The sequence below is a fragment of the Clostridium aceticum genome (genome assembly GCF_001042715.1).
Classification (GTDB): Bacteria; Bacillota; Clostridia; order Peptostreptococcales; family Natronincolaceae; genus Andreesenella; species Andreesenella acetica.
The window spans coordinates 2996834-3018618 of record NZ_CP009687.1; the positions used below are offsets into that span (position 1 = coordinate 2996834).

Annotated in this window: 16 protein-coding genes; 1 reads left to right on the forward strand and 15 read right to left on the reverse strand. The window is 33.9% G+C overall.

The genetic code is table 11. The annotated features are described in order from the left end of the window. Window positions 1-316: 316 nt before the first annotated feature. From CACET_RS13850 to CACET_RS13890, 9 genes are all read right to left on the reverse strand, one after another. Window positions 317-2266, reverse strand: a complete 1950-nt coding sequence (locus CACET_RS13850; protein ID WP_044825296.1) for an ABC transporter ATP-binding protein — start codon at window positions 2264-2266, stop codon at window positions 317-319. After that, on the reverse strand, window positions 2263-3990 hold the full coding sequence (locus CACET_RS13855) for an ABC transporter ATP-binding protein (protein ID WP_044825297.1): 1728 nt from the start codon (window positions 3988-3990) through the stop codon (window positions 2263-2265). Before CACET_RS13855 ends, CACET_RS13850 begins: the two co-directional genes overlap by 4 nt. A 45-nt stretch (window positions 3991-4035) precedes the next feature. Next, window positions 4036-4725: a response regulator transcription factor gene (locus tag CACET_RS13860; RefSeq protein ID WP_044825298.1), complete on the reverse strand. Its 690-nt coding sequence runs from the start codon at window positions 4723-4725 to the stop codon at window positions 4036-4038. 16 nt (window positions 4726-4741) lie between these two features. Further along, window positions 4742-6199, reverse strand: a complete 1458-nt coding sequence (locus CACET_RS13865; protein ID WP_044825299.1) for a sensor histidine kinase — start codon at window positions 6197-6199, stop codon at window positions 4742-4744. Window positions 6200-6751: 552 nt separating this feature from the next. Continuing rightward, the gene (gene anfO / locus CACET_RS13870) at window positions 6752-7375 is read right to left on the reverse strand and encodes a Fe-only nitrogenase accessory protein AnfO (RefSeq protein ID WP_044825300.1); all 624 of its coding nucleotides are present in this window, start codon (window positions 7373-7375) and stop codon (window positions 6752-6754) included. A gap of 243 nt (window positions 7376-7618) precedes the next feature. Beyond that, window positions 7619-7972: an Hpt domain-containing protein gene (locus CACET_RS13875; RefSeq protein WP_044825301.1), complete on the reverse strand. Its 354-nt coding sequence runs from the start codon at window positions 7970-7972 to the stop codon at window positions 7619-7621. Between the two features lie 36 nt (window positions 7973-8008). Further along, window positions 8009-9064, reverse strand: coding sequence for an HD domain-containing phosphohydrolase (locus CACET_RS13880; RefSeq protein WP_044825302.1), 1056 nt, complete (start codon window positions 9062-9064; stop codon window positions 8009-8011). 163 nt (window positions 9065-9227) lie between these two features. Beyond that, window positions 9228-11363 carry a response regulator gene (locus CACET_RS13885; protein WP_052661482.1) on the reverse strand — a complete coding sequence of 712 codons (2136 nt, stop codon included), beginning with the start codon at window positions 11361-11363 and terminating at the stop codon, window positions 9228-9230. Next, complete coding sequence (locus tag CACET_RS13890; protein WP_052661483.1) at window positions 11356-12471, reverse strand: FIST signal transduction protein; 1116 nt, start codon at window positions 12469-12471, stop codon at window positions 11356-11358. Before CACET_RS13890 ends, CACET_RS13885 begins: the two co-directional genes overlap by 8 nt. A 284-nt stretch (window positions 12472-12755) precedes the next feature. Here CACET_RS13890 and CACET_RS19930 point away from each other — a divergent pair, with 284 nt between their 5' ends. Continuing rightward, complete coding sequence (locus CACET_RS19930; RefSeq protein WP_158386077.1) at window positions 12756-12920, forward strand: aspartyl-phosphate phosphatase Spo0E family protein; 165 nt, start codon at window positions 12756-12758, stop codon at window positions 12918-12920. A gap of 102 nt (window positions 12921-13022) precedes the next feature. Here CACET_RS19930 and CACET_RS13895 read toward each other — a convergent pair whose 3' ends face one another. The 6 genes from CACET_RS13895 to CACET_RS13920 form a co-directional block, all read right to left on the reverse strand. After that, on the reverse strand, window positions 13023-14516 hold the full coding sequence (locus tag CACET_RS13895; protein WP_044825303.1) for an aminotransferase class I/II-fold pyridoxal phosphate-dependent enzyme: 1494 nt from the start codon (window positions 14514-14516) through the stop codon (window positions 13023-13025). Between the two features lie 244 nt (window positions 14517-14760). Next, window positions 14761-17721 (reverse strand): diguanylate cyclase, encoded by a 2961-nt coding sequence (locus tag CACET_RS13900; RefSeq protein WP_048407542.1) that lies wholly within the window; start codon window positions 17719-17721, stop codon window positions 14761-14763. A 25-nt stretch (window positions 17722-17746) separates the two neighbouring features. Beyond that, a complete protein-coding gene (locus CACET_RS13905) occupies window positions 17747-18547 on the reverse strand; it encodes a C40 family peptidase (protein WP_044824846.1) in 801 nt (266 codons plus the stop codon). Window positions 18548-18864: 317 nt separating this feature from the next. Further along, the gene (locus tag CACET_RS13910) at window positions 18865-19977 is read right to left on the reverse strand and encodes a DUF1648 domain-containing protein (RefSeq protein WP_044824847.1); all 1113 of its coding nucleotides are present in this window, start codon (window positions 19975-19977) and stop codon (window positions 18865-18867) included. A gap of 1 nt (window position 19978) precedes the next feature. Continuing rightward, on the reverse strand, window positions 19979-20371 hold the full coding sequence (locus CACET_RS13915) for a GntR family transcriptional regulator (protein WP_044824848.1): 393 nt from the start codon (window positions 20369-20371) through the stop codon (window positions 19979-19981). Window positions 20372-20543: 172 nt separating this feature from the next. Further along, window positions 20544-21782: an efflux RND transporter periplasmic adaptor subunit gene (locus CACET_RS13920; protein ID WP_044824849.1), complete on the reverse strand. Its 1239-nt coding sequence runs from the start codon at window positions 21780-21782 to the stop codon at window positions 20544-20546. Window positions 21783-21785 lie beyond the last annotated feature (3 nt).

Here is a 21785-nt window from a genome sequence, read left to right on the forward strand (position 1 = left end):
ATCGGTCCTTCATCAATCTATCCATTCATTATAACAATTAATTATAAATAGTTGCTAAAAAAATTATTAAATGTTTCTTAAAGTTTATTACAAAGCAGTTAAAAATACCCTCTTTTATCCAAAATAGGTATCATTAGCGTTAACTTAAACCATAGTTTGTCATCCTTCGTGATTCTAAGATCCTTCGCTACCCTTAGAATGACAGTTAGAGAAAATTTTGGTAATAATTGTGTTAAGTTAACGCCTATAAAATAAGTATTTAAATTTAAAAACTGCTTCCGACAAGTCCTTAAACCCACTTATCAGAAACAGTTTTTTATAATCCTTCCAATCTCCTAAAACTACTGGTAAATTGGCTATTGTATAGATCTGCATAAAACCCATTTTTTTCTAGAAGCTGCTGGTGGGTGCCTTGTTCGATCATCTCCCCATGGTCAATAACAAGGATTAAGTCCGCTCCCCTTATCGTTGATAATCTATGGGCAATAACAAAGTTAGTTCTTCCCTCCATCAACCTAGCCATAGCCTTCTGTATCAGAACTTCTGTTCTTGTATCGACACTACTGGTAGCTTCATCAAGAATCAATATTGCTGGATTAGCAAGTATTGCCCTGGCAATCGTTAAAAGCTGTTTTTGTCCTTGGGATATGTTGGAAGCCTCCTCGTCCAGCACAGTATCATATCCTTCTGGTAATCTTCTTATAAAATAATCCGCATGGGCTGCTTTAGAAGCTGCCACAATTTCTTCTTCACTGGCACTCTGTCTTCCATAGGCTATATTTTCTCTAATAGTGCCACTAAATAACCAGGTATCCTGCAGTACCATACCAAACATGTTTCGAAGATTCCCACGTCTTAAATCTCTAATATCAGTGCCATCTATAGTAATGTTGCCACCCTTTATTTCATAAAAACGCATGAGTAAGTTGACCAGCGTGGTTTTACCCGCCCCAGTTGGTCCTACAATGGCTATGGTTTGACCTTTTTTCACCTCTATATTCATATCCTTTATTAAGATGTTATCTTCTTTATACCCAAACTGAACATGTTGAAAGCTTACTTCTCCCCTTGGAAATTCGATAATTTTAGCATCTTCTTTATCTGGAATTTCCTCCACTTCATCTAGAAGATTAAAAACTCTTTCTGCTGATGCAACAGTAGACTGAATAATATTTGTTATATTTGCTGTCTGTACAATTGGATGGGTAAACTGCCTTGCATATTGAATAAAGGCCTGAATATCGCCTATTTGAATTCTCTGTATTGCAACAAAAATACCTCCAACTACACAAATCAATACATAACCTATATTATTTACAAAGTTCAGCAAAGGCATGATGATTCCAGAGATAAATTCTGCTTTCCATCCTGCATCATAAAGTCTTTCATTAATCTCATCAAACTCATCAATCGACCTTTTTTCATGTCCAAAAACCTTCACTTCCTTATGACCAGTATACATTTCCTCTGCATGACCATTAAGTTCTCCTAAAACCGCCTGCCTTGCTGCAAATAGTCTTTGTGATTTCTTAGCTACTGCTACTGTTACAGCTGCTGAAAGAGGCAAAGTGATGATAGCAATCAAAGTCAAGACTGGACTTATGCTTAACATCATAATCGTAACACCTACTAAGGTGACAATAGCAGTAATTAACTGAGTTAAACTCTGCTGAAGTGTACTCCCTACATTGTCTAAATCATTGGTAATACGACTTAGTATCTCACCATGGGTATGAGAATCAAAATACTTCAAAGGCAAGCGAGCCAACTTAGCATTTGCATCTTTTCTCATTTTATAAACAGTTTTCTGCGCCACCCCTGCCATCATATATCCAGTAGCGAAGTTGAAAAGTGAACTTATGACGTACAGAGCAATAAGCACTAATACAATTTGCCAAATATAGTTAAAGTCTATGCCTGGAACAGGCTGTGCTCTTAGTTGATCTATGAATTCAATGTCTGCCCCTCTTTCAATTGCAGCTTCTATGTTGGTGAAATAGCTCATTCTGTTCATTAATCCTTCAGCTATTTTATTGGTGGCAGCACCCATAAATTTGGGGCTGAGGATATTAAACACTGTACTTAAAATTGCTAGAAAAAATACCATCATCAGTTTTGCTCTATGGGGCTTTAGATAACCCATAAGTCTTTTCAATGAGTTTTTAAAATCTGTAGCCTTCTCAACTGGCCTTCCCATAGCAAATCCGCTCCCTGGACCACGTCCTCCTCCCGGACCATAATTATTGGATTTTCCTTCTCCCTTCATGCTAACTCCTCCTCAGTAAGCTGGGAAGCTACAATTTCCCGATAGACATTACAGGTGCTTAACAATTCTTTATGGTTACCTATCCCGGCAATTTCTCCTTGATCTAGAACAATAATTCTATCAGCCTCCATCACCGTACTTACCCTTTGGGCAACCATAATCACTGTAGCATTTTTTATTTCTTTTTTAAGGGCTGTTCTTAGCTTGGCATCGGTTTTAAAATCAAGTGCAGAGAAGCTATCATCAAAAATATATACTTCTGCTCTCCTGATCAACGCCCTAGCTATAGAAAGCCGCTGTTTTTGTCCTCCCGAAACATTGGCACCCCCCTGTGCAATTTCTGAATCAAATCCATCTTCCATGCCGGAAATAAATTCAGATGCCTGTGCTATCTCAGCCGCCTGCTTCACCTCTTCTTCGGTTGCATCTTCTTTACCAAACTTTATATTTTCTATGATACTGCCTGTAAAAAGCAATGCTTTTTGTGGAACAAATCCGATCTTTTTCCTTAAAATCTCTTGAGGAATTTCTCTTACATCAACACCATTTATAAGTACCGCACCCTTATCAACATCATAAAACCGTGGTATAAGATTAATCAGTGTTGATTTACCTGAACCAGTACCTCCAATAATCGCTGTTACCTCCCCGGGGGTTGCGCTAAAGGTGATATTATGAATCGCAGGCTTTTCTGCACCTGGATAACTAAAACTAACATCCCTAAACTCTATATAGCCTTTTCGATCTCCTAGCTTCTTGGGGTTAACTGGATCGTTTATTTCAGGTGCCATATCCAATACTTCATTAATTCTAACAGCTGAGGCTTCTCCTCTTGGGATGAATACAAACATCATTGAAAGCATCAAGAGTGCCATCATGATTTGTATTGCATATTGAAGAAATGCCATCATATCTCCTATCTGTAAGTCACCTAAGTCGATATATCTACTTCCAAACCAAATGATTGCTACGCCAGTTAGATTCATAATTAACGTAACAATAGGCAACATACCTGCCATAATCTTATTAGCTTTGATTGTAGTGTTGGTTAAATCAAGATTCGCTTCATCAAAGCGTCTCTTTTCATCGTCAATGCGATTAAAAGCCCGTATAACCCTAATGCCCGTAAGATTTTCCCGAGAAACTAAGTTCAACTTATCTAGTTTACTTTGAATAAATTTAAACAAAGGCATCACTCTTTGTCCAACAATTGCAATAAAAACAACTAAAATTAATAATGCAATAGCAAGGATCATGGTCAGTCTCCTATTCATAGATATGGCCATGATTATTCCACCAATCCCCATCATAGGAGCACTCACCATCATTCTAAGCACCATAATTAATACTGTTTGAACCTGATTAATATCATTGGTGGTTCTAGTGATAAGAGAGGCTGTTCCTATCTTATCAAATTCATTTAAAGAGTAGCTTTGCACCCTAGAAAAAACTTTACTGCGTAGATTTCTACTGTAAGCCATAGCAACTTTTGAAGATAAAAAGCTGCTTGTAATAGCGGCAACAGCACCTCCACCAGCTATCACTAGCATGATTCCTCCCAGCCTCCATATATAATGGGTATTTCCAGGAATCATACCTTTGTTTACAATATCAGCCATCAATGTTGGTAAATATAAATCAGCAATAGACTGAATAAAAACGAGGACAAAAATTCCAACGATGGCAGTCCCAAATGGTTTCAAATATTTTAATAGCTTAATCATTATTTATCTGATCTCCTATCAGTTTAAGTGTTCATCATTGTACTTTCATACTTCAAATCTGTACCCTACACCCCAAATTGTTTCGATATATTGGGGATTTGAGGGATCTACTTCTATTTTTTCTCTTATTTTTCTAATATGGACAGTAACTGTGGAGATGTCCCCTTGGGAATCAAGACCCCATAGCTTTTCAAATAGTTCTTCTTTTTTAAATACCCTATTTGGATTAGAAGCTAAAAACATCAATAAATCAAATTCCTTGGTTGTTAAAATAATTTCTTTACCATGAACATGTACTCTTCTAGATGCTTTATCAATTGTAAGTCCCCTTATGTCAATCTCATCTCTAGTCATTCGGTTATCCCCTGTTAGTCTTTCATATCTCGAAATATGCGCTTTTACTCTTGCCACTAATTCCCCTGGACTAAAGGGTTTTGTCATATAATCGTCCGCCCCTAAACCTAATCCTCTTATTTTGTCTATATCCTCTTTTTTAGCTGAAACCATAAGAATCGGCGTGTTTTTCTCACGCCTAACTTGTCTGCATATTTCAAAACCATCTATTTTTGGAAGCATTAGGTCTAATAGAATTAGATCATAGTTTTGATTTTTTGCCTTAAATACCCCTTGATCACCATTGTTTTCAATCTCTACTTGAAAACCATTTATTTCTAAATAATCCCTCTCCAGTTCAGCAATACTTATATCGTCTTCAATAATTAAAATCTTTTTCATTTTCTATTATCCCACCTTATGATCTCTTTAAAGTAAAGAATATGCTAGTACCTATTCCTTCCTTACTTTCAGCCCACATTGTACCACCATGTTCTTCTATAATTTTCTTTGCTATGGCAAGACCTAAACCACTTCCACCAGTTAGGGCATTTCTAGAAGGATCAGCTCTATAGAACCTATCAAATATAAAAGGGAGAGCTTCTCTTGGAATCCCCTGTCCAGTATCTTTAATTTCTATTTGCACTTGTTTTTTATTTTCTTCAAGTATAATATCTATTATCCCTTCTGTTTTATTTGTGTACTTTACTGCATTTTCAATAATATTTACAACCACTCTTTTCATCTGTATTACATCTACTCTCACAAAAGCAGGCGTATGAATTTTACAATGATATTGTATCGTTACTTTTTCTTTCTCTAAATCAAACTGTAATTCCTCTACTAAATCTAAAAAATATTTTCCTATATCAATTCTATTTAAATGTAGTGGTAACTTATTTAAGTCTAGTTTAGAAAATAAAAATAAATCATCAATTAATGTATCTACATCTACTGTCTTTGTATAAATACGATGAATATATTTTTCCATTTTTTCCGGCGTATCTGCAATACCATCTCTAATCCCCTCAACATATCCCTTAATCGTTGTAATAGGGGTTTTTAGATCGTGAGATATGTTTGAAAAAAGTTCTTTTCTGTTTTCTTCATATTGAAGCTGCTTGTCTAAAGAATGTTTTAGTCTTTGTCGCATTTCCTCAAATGCTCGGGATAATTCTCCTATCTCATCCTTATCGTTGCTGATTAATTCAAAGTCTAAGTCTCCCTCTTTGATTCTATTGGCAGAATCCTTTAACTTACCTAGCGGTTTAACGATGCTGCCCGCCACAAGATACGTCAAAGTGCCATTGGTTATAACAAGGATTACTACAATGGCGATCATAAGGGTAGTGACCAATTCCTGAAAAGTCCTCTTGATAGGTTCCATATTCGTTATGAAAAATATTGTACCTTGCCCTTTATCCGAAAAATAAAAATCTTGTTGGCTTAATCTCAGTTCAGCCTCTATAGTCTCCTCCGAAGCAATAGGCATATCGTAGACATATTTACCAAATTGCGGCAGATCTTCTTCTTTTATCATATACTGAAATCGTGGACTATTATAAATAATAACATTATTTTTTCTTACGATGATTCCAGAATTAAAAAGTATTAGTTGCTTTTCTAATTCCTTAAAGTAATTTTCATCCTGAAAATTTTCTGGTGTTTTCAAAGAAACTTCTTTAATACTGGAAAAAAACATCTCCCGGTCTGCTACTGCTTGTTTAAGCGTATGGACTTTACCTACTCCAGGATAAGATTTATAAAAATCTCCAATATAATAAAGCCCTGCAAATATACCTACTATGATTGTTAAAAATATAGGTACTAAAAGCAATGCTATATACGATAATAATAATCTAAATTTAATGGACATAGTCTTCTCCTTAGCTTTCTATATATAGACATCTGATCCTAAATTTTAATATACTAAGGGCTACATTTTCAGCCCACGGTTTCGGGGCGAAACCGTAGACCGTATATATGAAAACTTAGTTTTTAAAGCGTATGTTCTATATACAACTTTTTTGATAGTTTAATTATATACAATGATTATAAATTGTCTATAAAGTATTTCTTAAATTTTTCTAAAGAGAGAGTTCATAGCAATAATTTTATAAATATTTCAGAGGCGTTAACTTAGTACAATTATTACCAAAATTCTCTTGAACTGTCATCCTGAGGGTAGCGAAGGATCTTGAAATAACGAAGGATGACAAGTTATGGTTTAAGTTAACGCCAATGATAAATATTTAAGATTTTGTTTATAGATAAACAAAATCAAAGTTTGAACTTACTTATCTATATCTGTAATTTATAATTGCTAGTTATAAGAAAGGCGTACAGCAAGAAAGTCCCTGCTCTACACATTAGCATAGGCGGGACCTTCTTAGCTTATACATGACCAAATCAAAAGTTTAGCAATTGATTAATCCATACATGTCTTTTTATACACAGTGACGTGATAGTTTCCATCTTCCTCTTGATTTACATCTGCTTTTAAGTTAAGTTTTTGAAACTCTCCTTCAAACCATTTAGGAATATGTGCACAAATCACCTTTAGTTCATAAAAGCTGTTCTTTCTAAGAAAAGGCAGCAGTACCTGCTTAGATGTAACCCCTGTGCTGCTTTGCTGCAATTTTTTGAGGTTCATGAAATAATATCCCTTTTTTTCTCCTTCTATAGGCATGGGAGCTTCCTCTTCTTCACTATCATTGACTTCTTCTTCTTTTTCCAAAATTACATCTAAAAAGATCTCGGGATGACCTTCTAGTTCCCATAAAGTAAATCCTTCAGCATCTAATACTGTGTATATCAACCCAGTAATTTCTCTTGCCGCAAAAATTTTGCAACTATCACCCAAAGACTTCATCATCTCTGTAAGACTTTGTCTTACACCTATCATACCTTTTGTATAGTCTATACCAAAAGGAAATTCTTTGACAATCTCCCACTGCCCTTCAACCTTTTTATAAACCCTAATACATCCAGTTTCCAAAAGTACAGAGGTGTGATTATTGTCATTTAAAAAACAAGCTATTTCTTTACTCATATTCTTTCCCCCTTTTAAGTTTTAAATTTAACAAAAAAGCACAGCGAAAAATCTTCGCTGCACATCTTTATGCATATTTCTATTTAAGTTTATTTTATTCTTGCAACAAAATGATAGGATAAATCATTATAGCACAACTTTATTATATTTACAATTCTGAAAATTCTTTATACTGCAATATATTACACTTTGCACTGAGTATGGGGTAGGTTGCAGCAAGTAATAGCTATGGAAAAATTATATTTACTTTATTAATGAATTTTCAAAACAACTTTTTTTTATCATTTTTCTAGCTATACAATATAAATTTATGATCTCATTTATATATATACTGCTTTCTTTAACAAGATTTTTTTTCAGCAGTAGATCTAATTCATGAGCTTTATCATATACCCCCTTAACAGATAGGTTGATCGACATACCTTTTATATTGTGTACTACATGTTGAAGTGCTTGATAATTTTTAGTTTTTACAAGTTCCTTCATAAGTAGAATATTTTCCTCCATCTCTTTAAAATATTCTTCGTACAGGATGATGATATCTTCAATTTCTATACCTATTTCTTCTACTACTTTTTCTATATGAAAATCCTCCATGTTTTTCCTCCTTATGGATAAAACTTGCACCGGATATTATTCATAGGCTTCTTTTATCTTTATGATCTGTGGTAAGATCTTCATAAATACCTCTAGCAGCCTCGGTTCAAAGTGACTCCCTCGCAATCTCAACATCTCATCAACAGCAGCATCAATATGCCAAGCATGTTTATAAGGTCTTGGCGTAGTTACAGCATCAAAAAAGTCACATATGGCTACAATCCTACCTTCTATAGGAATTTCTTCTCCCTTTAATCCCTTAGGATAACCACTGCCATCATACTTTTCATGATGGGTATAAGCTATTACTTCCGCCATCTTCATGAGCTGAGATCTTCCCCCTGAAAGAATTTCCCCCCCTATATCAGAATGGGTTTTCATGATCTCCCACTCCTCTTCCGTTAGTTTTCCTGGTTTTAGCAATATATTATCAGGTATCCCTATTTTTCCTATATCATGTAAGGGGGCGGCATGAAGCAATATATGGCTATAGGATGCCTCCATACCTAGAACTCTTGCCAATATTTCAGCGTATTTTCCAACTCTTACTATGTGATTTCCTGTATCATTGTCTCTAAATTCCCCGGCAATAGCAAGCCGTCTAGCTATTTCTAACTCAGACCTTTTTAACTCTCTTGTTCTTTCTGCTATTTTTCTTTCAAGGTTTTGGTTTTGTAGTTCTACTTTGTTGTACAGCAGTTTTACTTCTATGATATTGTGTATTCTATTTAGCACCTCTCTTTTATTAAAAGGCTTTCCTAAAAAATCCCTTGCACCCTCCTCTAAGGCCCTATTTCTATTTTCCATATCATCACTGGCAGTAAGAACAAGTATAGGTAAATAGCTTCTTCTGTCAATTCTTTTTAATTTTTCCATCACTTTAAAACCATCCATAAAGGGCATATTTAAATCTAGTAATACGATATCCGGCTCAAGAACAGGATACATTACTACTGCCTCTTTGGGATCTGTAGTTGTATAAATATTTTTATAGCCTTCTTTTCTTAAAATTTTTTCCATCAACATAATATTCGTACGCATATCATCCACAATTAATACTTTAGCATTTAAAAATTTTTCTTTATTTATCATAAAAGAGCACTCTGGATTCTCCCTCCTTTTATTACACAAGATTTCTCTACTTATGCAGCTTGAGCAAAGCTAAGTCTCACTCCTTCATTAAATTAGATAGCTAATTTTCATAAATGAAAATGGAGAGTAGCTATCTAACTTTTTTTATTTATATCTATTGATTTTATTCTATATATTTTTTTATGATCTCCTGCAACTGTTGTTTTCTTATAGGCTTTGCCATATAATCATCCATACCTGATTTTATACACTTTTCTCCTTCCCCCTCCATTGCATTGGCAGTAAGGGCTATTATATAGATGTGTTCCCCTGTAGTTTTTTCTGTATTTCTAATATGCGCTGTCGTCTCATATCCATTCATCTCTGGCATTTGTACATCCATTAGAATTAAATGTATCCTTTGTTTTTTCTTTTTTAATATTTCTAGTGCTTCTTTGCCATTATGAGCATTGATTACCTCATATCCTAAATTTTTTAAAATCAAATTTACTAACTTCTTATTAATTTCATTATCTTCTACCAATAGTATTGTAGCTTTTTTATAATGGTGATTTTTTACTATGTGAGGTATATTTTCACCTTTCTCTAAAAAAACTTTAGGTAAACCACCATAATTTTCTAAAGTATTATCATTACTTCTACAAAGACCAATAATTTTATTTAGTAACTGCGAGGGCTTAATGGGTTTTGTTATGTAGTCAGCCCTCCTACTTTCTAAAATTCTTACTATTTTTTTCTCTTCTGCTAGAGAATTAGTAATAATAACAACAGAAGTATCAAAGAAACGTCCCCCATAGAATAATTTTTCATAGAGATATAAAGCGTCTATCGTTACAAGCACCACATCAAAGTTACGCTTTAATAAAGGACTTATCCCTTCACTTGTGGGATTTATTCTATATATTAATTTTGACTTCGGCTGCCAATTGCCTAGTAAATTATCTAGGACTTTGCAAACATCATGATTTTCAGAAATTACTAAAATATCCATCTTATGAATGTATGAAAATTTATAATCTCTTAGTTCTAGTGCATTTTCCTGAAGTTGTAGTTTTATAGTAAAGGAAAATTCACTGCCTTTTCCTATAGAACTTTTGACATCTATTGTCCCCTCCATAAGTTCTACAAGCTGTTTTGATATGGCTAGCCCTAGACCTGTTCCTTCAAACCTTCTAGCTGCTGATCCATCAATTTGGCTAAAACTTTCAAAAATCTGGCTGGTTTTTTCCTTAGGAATGCCTATACCAGTATCCATAATAGAAAACTTTATAGAAGCTGTATGATCCTTTAGCATTTCTAATTTTGTATTCACCTGAACTTTGCCCTTTTCTGTAAACTTAATGGCATTTGATATCAGATTAATAAGTACTTGTCTTAATCTTACGGGATCTCCTATAACGGCATAGGGTACCTCTCTTGCAATACTTAAGTTAATCTCCAAACCTTTTTTGTAAGCCTTAATAGATAAAAAATCCACCACTTTTTCCACAGTGTCAATAAGGTCAAATCTTGTTTTGATTAATTCTAGTTTTCCCGCCTCAACCTTAGAAAAATCTAGTACATCGTTTATAATCGTAAGAAGAGCTTCAGAAGAAGTTTTTATAATTTCTACATAGTTTTTTTGCTCTTTGTCAAGGCTAGAGGTCAATAACATTTCCGTCATGCCTATGATACCATTCATGGGGGTTCTTATTTCATGACTCATATTAGCTAAAAACTGGCTTTTTGTTTTGTTGGCAGTTTCTGCTGCTTCCTTTGCATTTTTCAAATCCTTTTCTGTGTTTTTTCTAGCATCTATCTCTTTTATAAGCTTCTTATGTACTATACATGCTTTTAGAGAAGTAGCAAACTTTTTCACCACATCCCTTAGCTGTTTTAGTTCTCTCTCGCTAAATGGCTCTTTTCTTTCGCTTCCATATAATTTCAGTATACCTATATCATCTAACTTGTAAATAATGTAGACCCCTTCAGTAACATCCTTTTCTAGGATCAATTGCTGAAATACTTTACTACCACTAGCCACAGAATAATAATCCTTTGCCTCCAGCAGCTTGAAAAGTATATTGTCTACACCAATACGCTCTATATTTATTCTAAACTTTGGTTTACCATAAACCAACCTATATTCAGGCTCTTCTTCATCCTTTAACCATATGGATGCAAAATCTAAATTTTTTCTGCTTAAAAGTATCTGTAGAAAAGACTGACACTCTTCCTCCATATCTAATGACTTTCCTATACCTAAGGAAAGTTCGTACAAGAGGGCTACTTCCTTAATAATATCACAAAAATTATTCATATAGCACCCCTATGACGACGGTTTTATTCAAAAATTCCAGTGGCCCTTTTCCATAGGAAGAGATTTCTCCTATCGTTAATACCCCTTCTAGCGTAAGGGTTTTGTCAATGGACGCTAACTTATTTTTTGTACTTTGTAGTTCCTTTTCAAAATCATCTTCTAAAAATAAAGCCCTGGAAATACAGTCAATCATTAGTACTTCCTTATGTTGAAAATCTGCTTCTATCATACAATCATCTACCGCTTGACAGGCAGCTTGTATAAGCCTCTCTGGTATTCCTTTAAGAAAGTATAACAAAGCATTATTTGGTACTTCTCCAACACATGTGATCTCTCCTTTATCATTGACTAAAATAGGGTCTCTAACGATGTCCTCACTGTCCTCCTTATATATTCCAAATGGATACTTTTTTGCAATGGCAAAGAAATTTTGTATAGATATTTCACTGTTTACATCCTTTTCTACAACTTCCTGGTAAACATCTAAAGCATTGTCCCAATTTAACTCTTGAATCGTATTATTATTAACCCTCGAAGCTACCACTGGTCCCATTATTCTTTCCCAACCATGACGCACCCCTAGGTTACTCTTTTTATCTACAAAAACCATAAGAGCTGCTCCCTCAAAATAACCTTCGTTGTTGAAGATACACTTTCGCTGTTGAAAAGTAATGGATCCTGCACCTCCACCTATATAGTTAACAGCGTTACCCAATATACAAAAAAGTTCTGATAAAAATAGAGAAATATTAGGAAGCAAACCATCTACTAGTACAATAGCTGTGGGTTTATAAGAATATTTTTTTAGTTCCTTAACAATTTCTTCATTTAGCACACAATCTCTTGGATTTGTAATTAGTAATGGACTCACTAATATAGGAAGAATTTTTATAAGGATTCCATCTTCATACTTTTTTTCTTCATAAATTACTGCGGGTAAAACAGCTCCACAAAATTTTATGTTGTACTTATTTAGTTTTTTAATCAGTTCAGTAATATCAATCAAATATTTTTCTCCAATAAAAATAATTATTATTTCATTTTCTTCCACTTTTAAGTTAGCTATTTTCTGGACAACTTCTTTATGTGTTAAGCCTTTAATGAACAAACTGGCTCCTCCTTTATTAGTTAACTCAAAATCTATACAATCTCTTTATATATTTTGACATGATAGAATAAAACTCCTCTTATATTAATCAAATAAAACATTATTTCCTACATAAGAACTATTTTTATATTGGGTTCCATCATTTCCCTATTTTTTGTATGATTATCTGTGGGCTTAATAGTTTTAGTTTGATAAAACTATTGAGTCTTAATTATGCAGCAGGTTAAATTTTTAGTTTTACTGATGGATAAAAATTTATTTTTTATGGAAAGGAGGTGGCGTCTTTGCTGGATGATAACAAGAAACTAACAGGGGAAATTGAAAAGGTTAGATATCAGTTAATTAAACTGATAGAGGCAAAAAAGGGTAATTTGCTTCATCCTGAAGTGGTAAAGTTAAGCAAATTTTTGGACAAATTATTAGTTAAGTACACTCAAAGTAAAATTTAATTCATGTTAGTAATTCTGTAAGATAATTTAACCTGCTGTACATTAGCTATACTAAAAAAAGGTCATCCCAATGGATGACCTTTTTAAAAATGATTTTAAGTTTTATGCAGAGGTTATTACATTTAATCTTTTATGCTCATTCACTACTTTAATAAAATTAACCTCTGGATCATCTGTCCCTTGAACATACAATCCAGCATCTTTAAGAGCCTTTACATATTCTACAATTTCATCAGTGATGATCTCTCCAGGACAAAGCACCGGAATTCCTGGAGGATAAGTTAGTAAAAATTCTGCACTAATCTCTCCAACACTGTCTTCTAGCTCTATGGAGATGGTATTGCCATTAAAAGCATCCCTAGGGGAAAGCATACGCAGAGGAATCTTTGGGATACTCATAATCTCTATTTTGTTTTTTCCACTATTGCTACAGGTTTTACTTATTTCCCTTAAAGCTATTAGCAAGGCATCTACCTTTTCTTGAGTATCCCCTATAGAAAATACGCAAAGAATATTATACAAGTCAGACATTTCGGGTTGAATAAAATATTTCTCAGCGAGAATTCTTTCAAGTTCATGACCTGAAATGCCAAGATTTTTACAAGTAATCGTTATTTTTGTTGGATCAAAGTCATAAGCACCATCTAAGCCCACTACTTCTTCACCAAAACAGAACAAGCCTTCTATGTTATTAATTTCAGCTCTAGCATACTTAGCTAGCTCAATAGTTTTATCTAAAAGCTCTTTTCCTTCAGTTACCATCTGCATTCTTGCAACATCTAAAGAAGCTAGAAGAATATAAGATGGGCTTGTGGTTTGAAGAAGGCTCATGACAGTTTTTACTCTATTTACATCCACCAATCCTCTTCTTACCTGAAGCATGGAGCTTTGTGTAAGTGAGCCAATAATCTTATGGGTGCTTTGTGCACACATATCAGCACCAGCATCCATAGCGGATATAGGCAATTTATCGCTAAAATGTAAATGTGGTCCATGAGCTTCGTCAACAATCAAAGGAATATCATAGCTATGAACGATACCAGCAATTTTTTCAATATCAGTTGAAACACCATAATAAGTTGGATTGATGATTAAAACTGCCTTGGCATCTCTGTTTTGCTCTAGTGTTGTTTGAACAGTTTCAGGAGTAACATTCAACGCAACTCCTACATTACTGTCAATCTCTGGTTGCATATACACTGGCATGGCACCACTCAGTATGATACCAGCCGTAACTGACTTATGAACATTTCTAGGAACAAGAATTTTATCTCCTTCTCCTACAACACTCATAATCATCGCCTGAATTGCTCCAGAAGTACCATGAACACAAAAAAACGTATCATCTGCATTATTTGCATCAGCAGCAAGCTCTTGAGCTTCTTTTATCGCTCCAGTTGGTTTATGAAGGCTATCTACCTGTTTAAATACAGTAACATCGATGGCCATTACATTTGTTCCAATAAAATCTTTAAATCTGTTTACCATTCCTTGCCCCTTTTTATGTCCTGGCACATGGAAGGGTATAGTGTCATTATTTACATAATCCAATAGGGCATCAAATAATGGAGTTTTTGTTTGGTCATATTTGTACATTTGTCAACACCAGCCTTTCCTTGTTTCGTATCAAGAAAAAAAAGCCCCTACTTCGTTGCATTAGTTTTGGGCTTTTGCAGAGCGCGCTATAGGCTTTTTATATTTAAATTTCTTAGACAATTATAAAATAAATTCATTAAAAATACAATGTTTTTTAGATAATTTTACTTTCCAAGTTTAACTTTTTTTATTTCTTTATGATATATATATGCCTTCATAAGTTTTGCTATGCTAAGGATTCTATTTAAGCCATGACTTCTACCTTATTTTTCCCGCCTTCTTTAGCTTTATATAAAGCCTTGTCTGCCATATTATATACCTCCTCCACTGATTCAGTGTTTTTGGTAATCTGTGCAACACCTGAACTAATAGTAAAGTAGATTTCTTTGTTTTCTGCAATTTTCATCGGTTCCTTATTTATGTTTACTCTTATCTTTTCAGCAACCTTTACTGCGTTTTCTAAAGATGTATTGGGCAGTATTAACGAGAATTCTTCTCCACCATATCTTGCAAAAATATCCGTTGATCTTAGCACCTCTTTGCATCTTGAAACCAACTCAATCAATACATGATCTCCTGCAACATGACCATAAGTATCATTGATTTTTTTAAAATTATCAATATCCATCATAACGATAGAAAAAGCTTTATTTTCTTCTCGATGCTGATTAAAGATCACCTCAGCTAACTCAGTCATATGCCTTCTATTAGAAATACCTGTTAGTGGATCTATCTCGGATTGTTTGATTGCATTTTTCATCATAACCAATGTTTTTATCCTTGCTAAAAGCTCCTGTTTTTCAAAGGGCTTTATGATATAGTCATTGGCACCACATTCAAAACCCATGCATACTTTGCTTAGCTGACTGTTGGCAGTAAGCATTAAAACAGGCAGTTCTACCAGAGAATATTTCTCTCTAATTTTTTTACATACCTCATAACCTGACATTCCTGGCATCATTACATCAAGAATCACTAAATCTAAATTTACTTTTTCAATAAGGTTTAGTGCCTCTTCTCCATTTGACGCTGTTGCTACATAGTAATTATTTAAAGCCAATTGATTCACCAGCACCTGTATATTGATGGACTCATCATCTACAACGAGGATTTTAGCTTCTGCTTCAGCTCTATCCTCTTGCTTTTCTAAACTAATCGCCGTTTGTTCCAATAGAAACTGCCGCTTCAATATTGGTGTTATTTCCTTCTCTTTTTCTAAAGCACAAGAAGTTATCGGTAAAGTAAAAATAAATTTTGATCCCTGACCTTCAATCGATTCACATCGAATATTCCCACCATGAAGATCAACAAGCTTTTTGGTGATACTTAAACCCAATCCTGTTCCACTATGTTGTCTTGATGTAGAAGTATCTACTTGTTCAAAGGACTCAAAGATTTTTTCTATCTTATCAGCAGGGATACCAATACCAGTATCCTCTACCACTACTTGTATGAAGTCCCCTTGCACCTCTGCTTTTACAGAGACTTCTCCTTTTTTTGTAAACTTTATAGCGTTACCTACTAAATTGTAAATGATCTGCTGCAGGCGATCTTCATCCGCATAGACTCTTGATATATTCTTTGGAATTTCATTTTTTATTAAAACTGCATTTTCCTTTTTTGTCATTTTAAAAACTGTTAATATACTATCCACAAGCTCATATAAATTGATTGTCCTAAAAGATAACTTGATATCGCTATGTTTTAACTTTGAATAATCTAGTATATCATTCACAAGATTACTTAGTCTCTTGGCACTGGCAGAAATAATGAAAAGATTTTTCTTAACGATGTCTGTTACCTCTCCTGCCGCCCCTTCGATAAGCGATTCTGTAATGCCTATTACTCCATTCAAGGGTGTTCTCAACTCATGAGAAGTATTTGCCAAAAACTCATCCTTCAGTTCATTAAGAGATAAAAGCTTCTTAGAAAGATCATCTACAGATACAAAAGCATCAGCAAATAGTTTTGATAATATTAAAGCTAAAATAAAGGCCAAAGATACGGCAGCAAACGTACTTAAACCATAAAATGCCATAAAGGATCGTCTATTGTTCACATATAATATATCATTCGCTAGTGCTATAATTGAAAATAGCATCCCTATCAACATGATCAATGCACCTTCTTTTTTTCTCCTTGCAGCTCGCATTAGTACAAATGCACAGTAAGTGCAAGCCAGTAGAATTAAAAGGTTCGTTGGATTTTTAAAGTGATAAAATTCATAATAAGGAATAACGATGAAAATCATAAATTTTATTAAACAGTAACTTTTGATAATTTTTAAAACTTTCTTTGAAAATTCACCTGGAAAAAGAGAGTGTGTAAAGTTACACATATATATTATAGCTGGAATTGTACCCATATAGTTAACATATTGAAATAACCTAAAGCTTATCCTCATAAAGTTGCTAATCACTATAGAATTTACAAAAACTGTTCTTATTGCCATCGCAATACATAAAATTCCAAAGAACAGCGCATACTTTTTCTGTGGTAAAAATAGATAGAGTACAATATGATACAACCCTAAAATAATCAGTGCACTAAAAAGAAACATATCTCGCAAAAGGTTATCATTATTACTGGCTAACACACGATAATAGTCTCCTAAATAGATAGGATAGCTCATTAGATGATTTTCAGCATTAGGAACATTTAAAATAATCTCGAACTCCTCAGGCATAGGGCCAATATATAAGATTTTATTTTTTACCTCTTGAAATTCTTCATTTTTCAAATTGAAGTCAGCTGTTTGACTAACAACTTTTTTATTGATAATGAGTCTATATGAGGTTAATGTATAGGGAAGAAAAATGCCTAGATCAATGTGTTGAATATTTTTTGACTTAATCCTCAATCTATAAGTACTGTAACCTTCTCCCCTAATTATTTGACCTGGAAGGTTAATATATTCAGCAGTTCCAAAACTATCACTTTTTTGTACCAAGTCCTCATCATCCAATAGCTGATTACGGTATAGCTCCCACTCACCTTTTAACTTAATAAAATCTTCCTTCTCGTAGTTCCAATTGCTTATATCAAGCATCCCCTTTTGAGCAGGAGACATATTAGCATCACTGTTAATATGTTGCATTTTTGTAAACATCACAAAGAGACCAACAAAGCAACTAATCAACACCAAGTAAGCTATATGTTTTCCATAAAAGTCATAAAATTGATCCCATCGTTTTAGTGTTTTCAATATCCTCACCTTCTAAGTTGAAGAATTAAAATTGTAATCTCCCTATTTTTTGTAAATCAGGAGATTTTTCAAGATCCTTTGGCGTTACACAGGCTGAAGCTGGGTCCAAAGGTAATCCATGTATCGTATTTTCTCCTTGCTTCACTTTGCTCCATGCCTCTACAAACTTTTCTTTTGCTTCCATCAGTTCTTTATCTAGTTCTTGTGCTATCTCGTCAGAATCTTTTATTTTCAACACTTCTTTTTTTAAAGTATCTTTCAAGTCCTCTATCGTTAAAGTTTCAATGCCTAGCTGATATTTTTTCTCTAGATCAGCTTCATCAAAACATCTATATACCAGTTCAGAACACACCATAGGTGTAGTACCCTTGTCTAACATCTCAAAAATATAGGCTGTTGCATTATCTAAAATACTTCTCATAATTTTTTTACTGGTAACATCTAGTGGAATTTTTCTGGTAATTCCTAAAAGAGCAAGCAGAATGAGATGATCAAAGGCATACTTTGTTTTTTCGTCTACATAATGCTGTCCTATACTAATTACTGGTTCATAAGGATAACCCTCATCGCCTAATTTATGACTATTTTTATTAAATCTGAAGACATCTGTAAAGGTTTCTGAACTTAATAATGCTAGTTCCATTTTTAACATTCCTTTTTTAGTTGCATGAATAACATAATGAATGTTATCTTCTTTTCCTGCATATAATGCTGCATGACTATAGATACCTCCATCAAAAAGAACAATCAAATCAGATAACCATCCCTCTCCCCTACATAAAAGTACGTCTCCATGATGTAAATCATCAAACTTAATATTTTTCATTGGCTTTTCCCCCTTTATAAACTACTTATCCCCATAACATTCCCATTATTTTCATATCTAGAAAAAACTTGCTTTTTCGAATAATATTACAACAATAATATCATTTTCCGAGATAAAAGTACATAATATTCCAATTCTTAATAATATTACCACTAAGGTAGCATCAATTTTAAAGTCAAAAAAATTAATACCCATAGGAAAATTTTCTTCCTATGGGTGTTGTGTTCAATAAAAAATAATCTATTTACCATCTTATTTTTTTACTGCTCTTATAGTATATAAAGCTTTTTCAAGAAAAAAGTTTGGAATGATTTATTCTATCTATAGATTGTGATAATAATAGAATAAAGAAGAACAACCAATGTAATGAAACCTATAGCCATCCCTACTGGATGCCCCATATTTATCGTCCATCCTATGCCAAAACGCTTTTCAATCCAGAGGCTAGGGTCCTGCTTATTATAATAAAACATACCCCACTTCCAATATTTATCTTCATCTCTATAAATCAATTTTTTATTTTCTTCTTCATCACTGTCTATTGTTATTCTGCTGCCACTTTGCCCTGTTTTTAAAGCAACCACTATAACTGCCATTATTGGTAAAGCGATAGAAAGAATATTTACAGCTATATGAGTAGTCGCTGTAAGATTTAGTACTTGTAGTATCGTTAATTGAAGATATAGGAAGTATCCATTAAGAAGGATAGAAGTAAAAACCATAAATATTCCCCATCTCCTATTTGCAATGATATTTTGTTTTTCAGAAGTCTTAGGTTTTGCTGGGTTAATCATTAGCTTACTTTTACCGATTACAATGGTAAGATAAAAAAATAGAGTGAACATACCTAACTGCGTTAAAGGAATACCAAAAACAGTCAAAAAGCTCTTATGCCCATATCCAACAACTTCCCCTTGAAAGTCAAATCTCATAGGTATTCTATCCGGCAGGGATCGGTATATTGTCGCAGTAAGTATCCATGTAAAGATGACTATAACAGCTGATATGCAATGATACTTCATAGCAATTTTTCTTTTACTAGACCCACTATTGGTGCTCACCATTACCACTTGTTTTTTCCTTACCAACCATCCCTCTGCTTCTTTCAACTTTTTTATCTTAAGATGTGTATAGAGATAATTTGCAGTAAATACAGTCATTAAAATAAAAATCCCTGCGTTAATTACCCTAATGCTTTGATAATTGAATCCTATAGCTATGATTATGCCCATGGCTACTGTTAAGGAAATGCTATGATTCCGCAAATATTCTCGCTTTAGTTTTTTAAATTGATCACTTTCTGCAAAATCTTCGGGAACAGCTATGCCGAAGAACAAAGATTTTTTTGTATAACTTGGTATGAATAAGCCAATAAGCAACAGCGGCAGATAAATCGTAAAAAAGTTTAATAGTAAAGTAAATAAAAACATACTATTTTTCTCCTTTTCTCATAAAGTTATCAAACTTTTTATTAATGATCTCAACAAAGGTTTCTCTAGAAATCCCTCTCAGATAAGCTTCAGCAGCTATCATTTCAAGGTTTTCCTCTAGACTCTCTAAGTATTCTTCAGTCAATTCTCCCTTAAGCTGTGGCTGTACTATCACACCACTTTTCCGATGGATAATTACCCATCCCTCCTGTTTTAATTGTGTATATACTTTGTTTACTGTATGAAAGTTTATACCTATATCAGCTGCCAGCTGCCTAACAGAGGGTAAACTCTCTCCACTAGTCAACTCTCCTGTAGCAATTCCTTTGATGATTTGATTTTTTATTTGTTGATATATAGGAACTTCGGATTCAAAGTCAATTTTTAATAACATTAGTACACTCCTTTTTTAACTGTTATATACATAATATAACAGTTAAAAAAGGAGTGCAACAGTTTTTTAAAGAGCAGTGACTATATCTCCCTCAAAAAATTAGAAACACCTGTGCCAAGGAAAAATCTTAGTACAGGTGTTTCTATAAGTGATCCAAGAGATATTCTTTTATCTAAAATTCCAATACTTCAATAGCTATCCCCTCTTTTAACTTTTCATCTGGAGAAATAACCACTTCTTCTCCCTCTTGCAATCCCCTAATCACTTCTACAAGCCTTTGGCTCTCCATCCCCTTTTGAATCTCTCTTAAAACCGCTGTGTTGTTTTCATTGACAAAAACATAATATTTTCTATCCATTTGGAATATGGCATTTTCCGGTATCAGCAGGACGTTTTCTTTACTATCAGTAATGACTCTTATATCCAAATCGTAACCGGGTCTGAGGTTCTCTATGCTGTCCTCCACCGTGATCTCTATTTTCACCCTTTTTTGTTCAATCCCTAGATCAGATATTTTACTAAAGGCTTGAGGATGGATTTTTTTTACACTTCCCTTTATCCCTTCTATGCCTAAGTCTTTATTGAATATCTCCACAGGTGCTCCTATTTCTATTTTTCCCATATCTCCTACCAATATATCACTTTCTAAATATAGCTTACCTTTATCCCCTAGCTCTATGATCTGAATTCCTGGCTGAAGATAACTTCCCACATCCACTTGCCTCATCATGACAGTTCCCCTCATGGGAGCATAAACAACAAAATCTTTTGCCTGTCTTGTAAGTTCCTGTATTTGAAGGTCAAGCTGCCGCAACTGTGCTTCATATTGAGGTGCTATATTAGGAGATATAGGCTCTTTTATGAGCTCTAAATCCAACTTTATTCTCTCAAGGCTGTTTACTTCTGTATCTAAAAGCAGTACAGCACTTTGATGTTCCTCACTGCTGATGGCACCTGCTTCATAAAGTCTTTTACTGTTATCCAACTTCCTTTGAGCCTCTCCTACATTTCTTTCCTGTGCTGTCAATAGAAGTTCTAATCTTTCTACCTCTTTTTCATTGATGGGCTTTACAGCCTCATTAAGTTGAGCCATAACTGCGGTTTTTTGTGCTTCCAACAACTTTTTTTGCTCTGAAAGCTGTTGAGGGTCTATTTTTACTAATACATCTCCTTTTTCTACTTGATCCCCTACCTTTACATGTACTGATATCACTCTACCAGCCGTAGGGGCATAAACACTTTCTTGATTTTCCATCGTTAAAGTTGCTAATTCTTCCACATATTCCTTTATTTCTCCTCTTTCTACTAATGCTACTGTCACTTCTATTGCTTTATTTCTATTGATCATAAAAAGTCCAAATGCAGCTACCACCACTAAAATACCTATGATTCCTATGATTTTCTTTTTCATTTT

Excerpts from the sequence above, each read along its gene's own strand:
- CACET_RS13860 (WP_044825298.1), bottom strand. The coding sequence starts at position 4,725 with ATGAAAAAGATTTTAATTATTGAAGACGATATAAGTATTGCTGAACTG.
- CACET_RS13895 (WP_044825303.1), bottom strand. The coding sequence starts at position 14,516 with ATGTACAAATATGACCAAACAAAAACTCCATTATTTGATGCCCTATTG.
- CACET_RS13865 (WP_044825299.1), bottom strand. The coding sequence starts at position 6,199 with ATGTCCATTAAATTTAGATTATTATTATCGTATATAGCATTGCTTTTA.
- CACET_RS13880 (WP_044825302.1), bottom strand. The coding sequence starts at position 9,064 with ATGATAAATAAAGAAAAATTTTTAAATGCTAAAGTATTAATTGTGGAT.
- CACET_RS13855 (WP_044825297.1), bottom strand. The coding sequence starts at position 3,990 with ATGATTAAGCTATTAAAATATTTGAAACCATTTGGGACTGCCATCGTT.
- CACET_RS13920 (WP_044824849.1), bottom strand. The coding sequence starts at position 21,782 with ATGAAAAAGAAAATCATAGGAATCATAGGTATTTTAGTGGTGGTAGCT.
- CACET_RS13875 (WP_044825301.1), bottom strand. The coding sequence starts at position 7,972 with ATGGAGGATTTTCATATAGAAAAAGTAGTAGAAGAAATAGGTATAGAA.
- CACET_RS13915 (WP_044824848.1), bottom strand. The coding sequence starts at position 20,371 with ATGTTATTAAAAATTGACTTTGAATCCGAAGTTCCTATATATCAACAA.
- CACET_RS13910 (WP_044824847.1), bottom strand. The coding sequence starts at position 19,977 with ATGTTTTTATTTACTTTACTATTAAACTTTTTTACGATTTATCTGCCG.
- anfO (WP_044825300.1), bottom strand. The coding sequence starts at position 7,375 with ATGAGTAAAGAAATAGCTTGTTTTTTAAATGACAATAATCACACCTCT.
- CACET_RS13905 (WP_044824846.1), bottom strand. The coding sequence starts at position 18,547 with ATGAAAAATATTAAGTTTGATGATTTACATCATGGAGACGTACTTTTA.
- CACET_RS13850 (WP_044825296.1), bottom strand. The coding sequence starts at position 2,266 with ATGAAGGGAGAAGGAAAATCCAATAATTATGGTCCGGGAGGAGGACGT.
- CACET_RS13885 (WP_052661482.1), bottom strand. The coding sequence starts at position 11,363 with ATGAATAATTTTTGTGATATTATTAAGGAAGTAGCCCTCTTGTACGAA.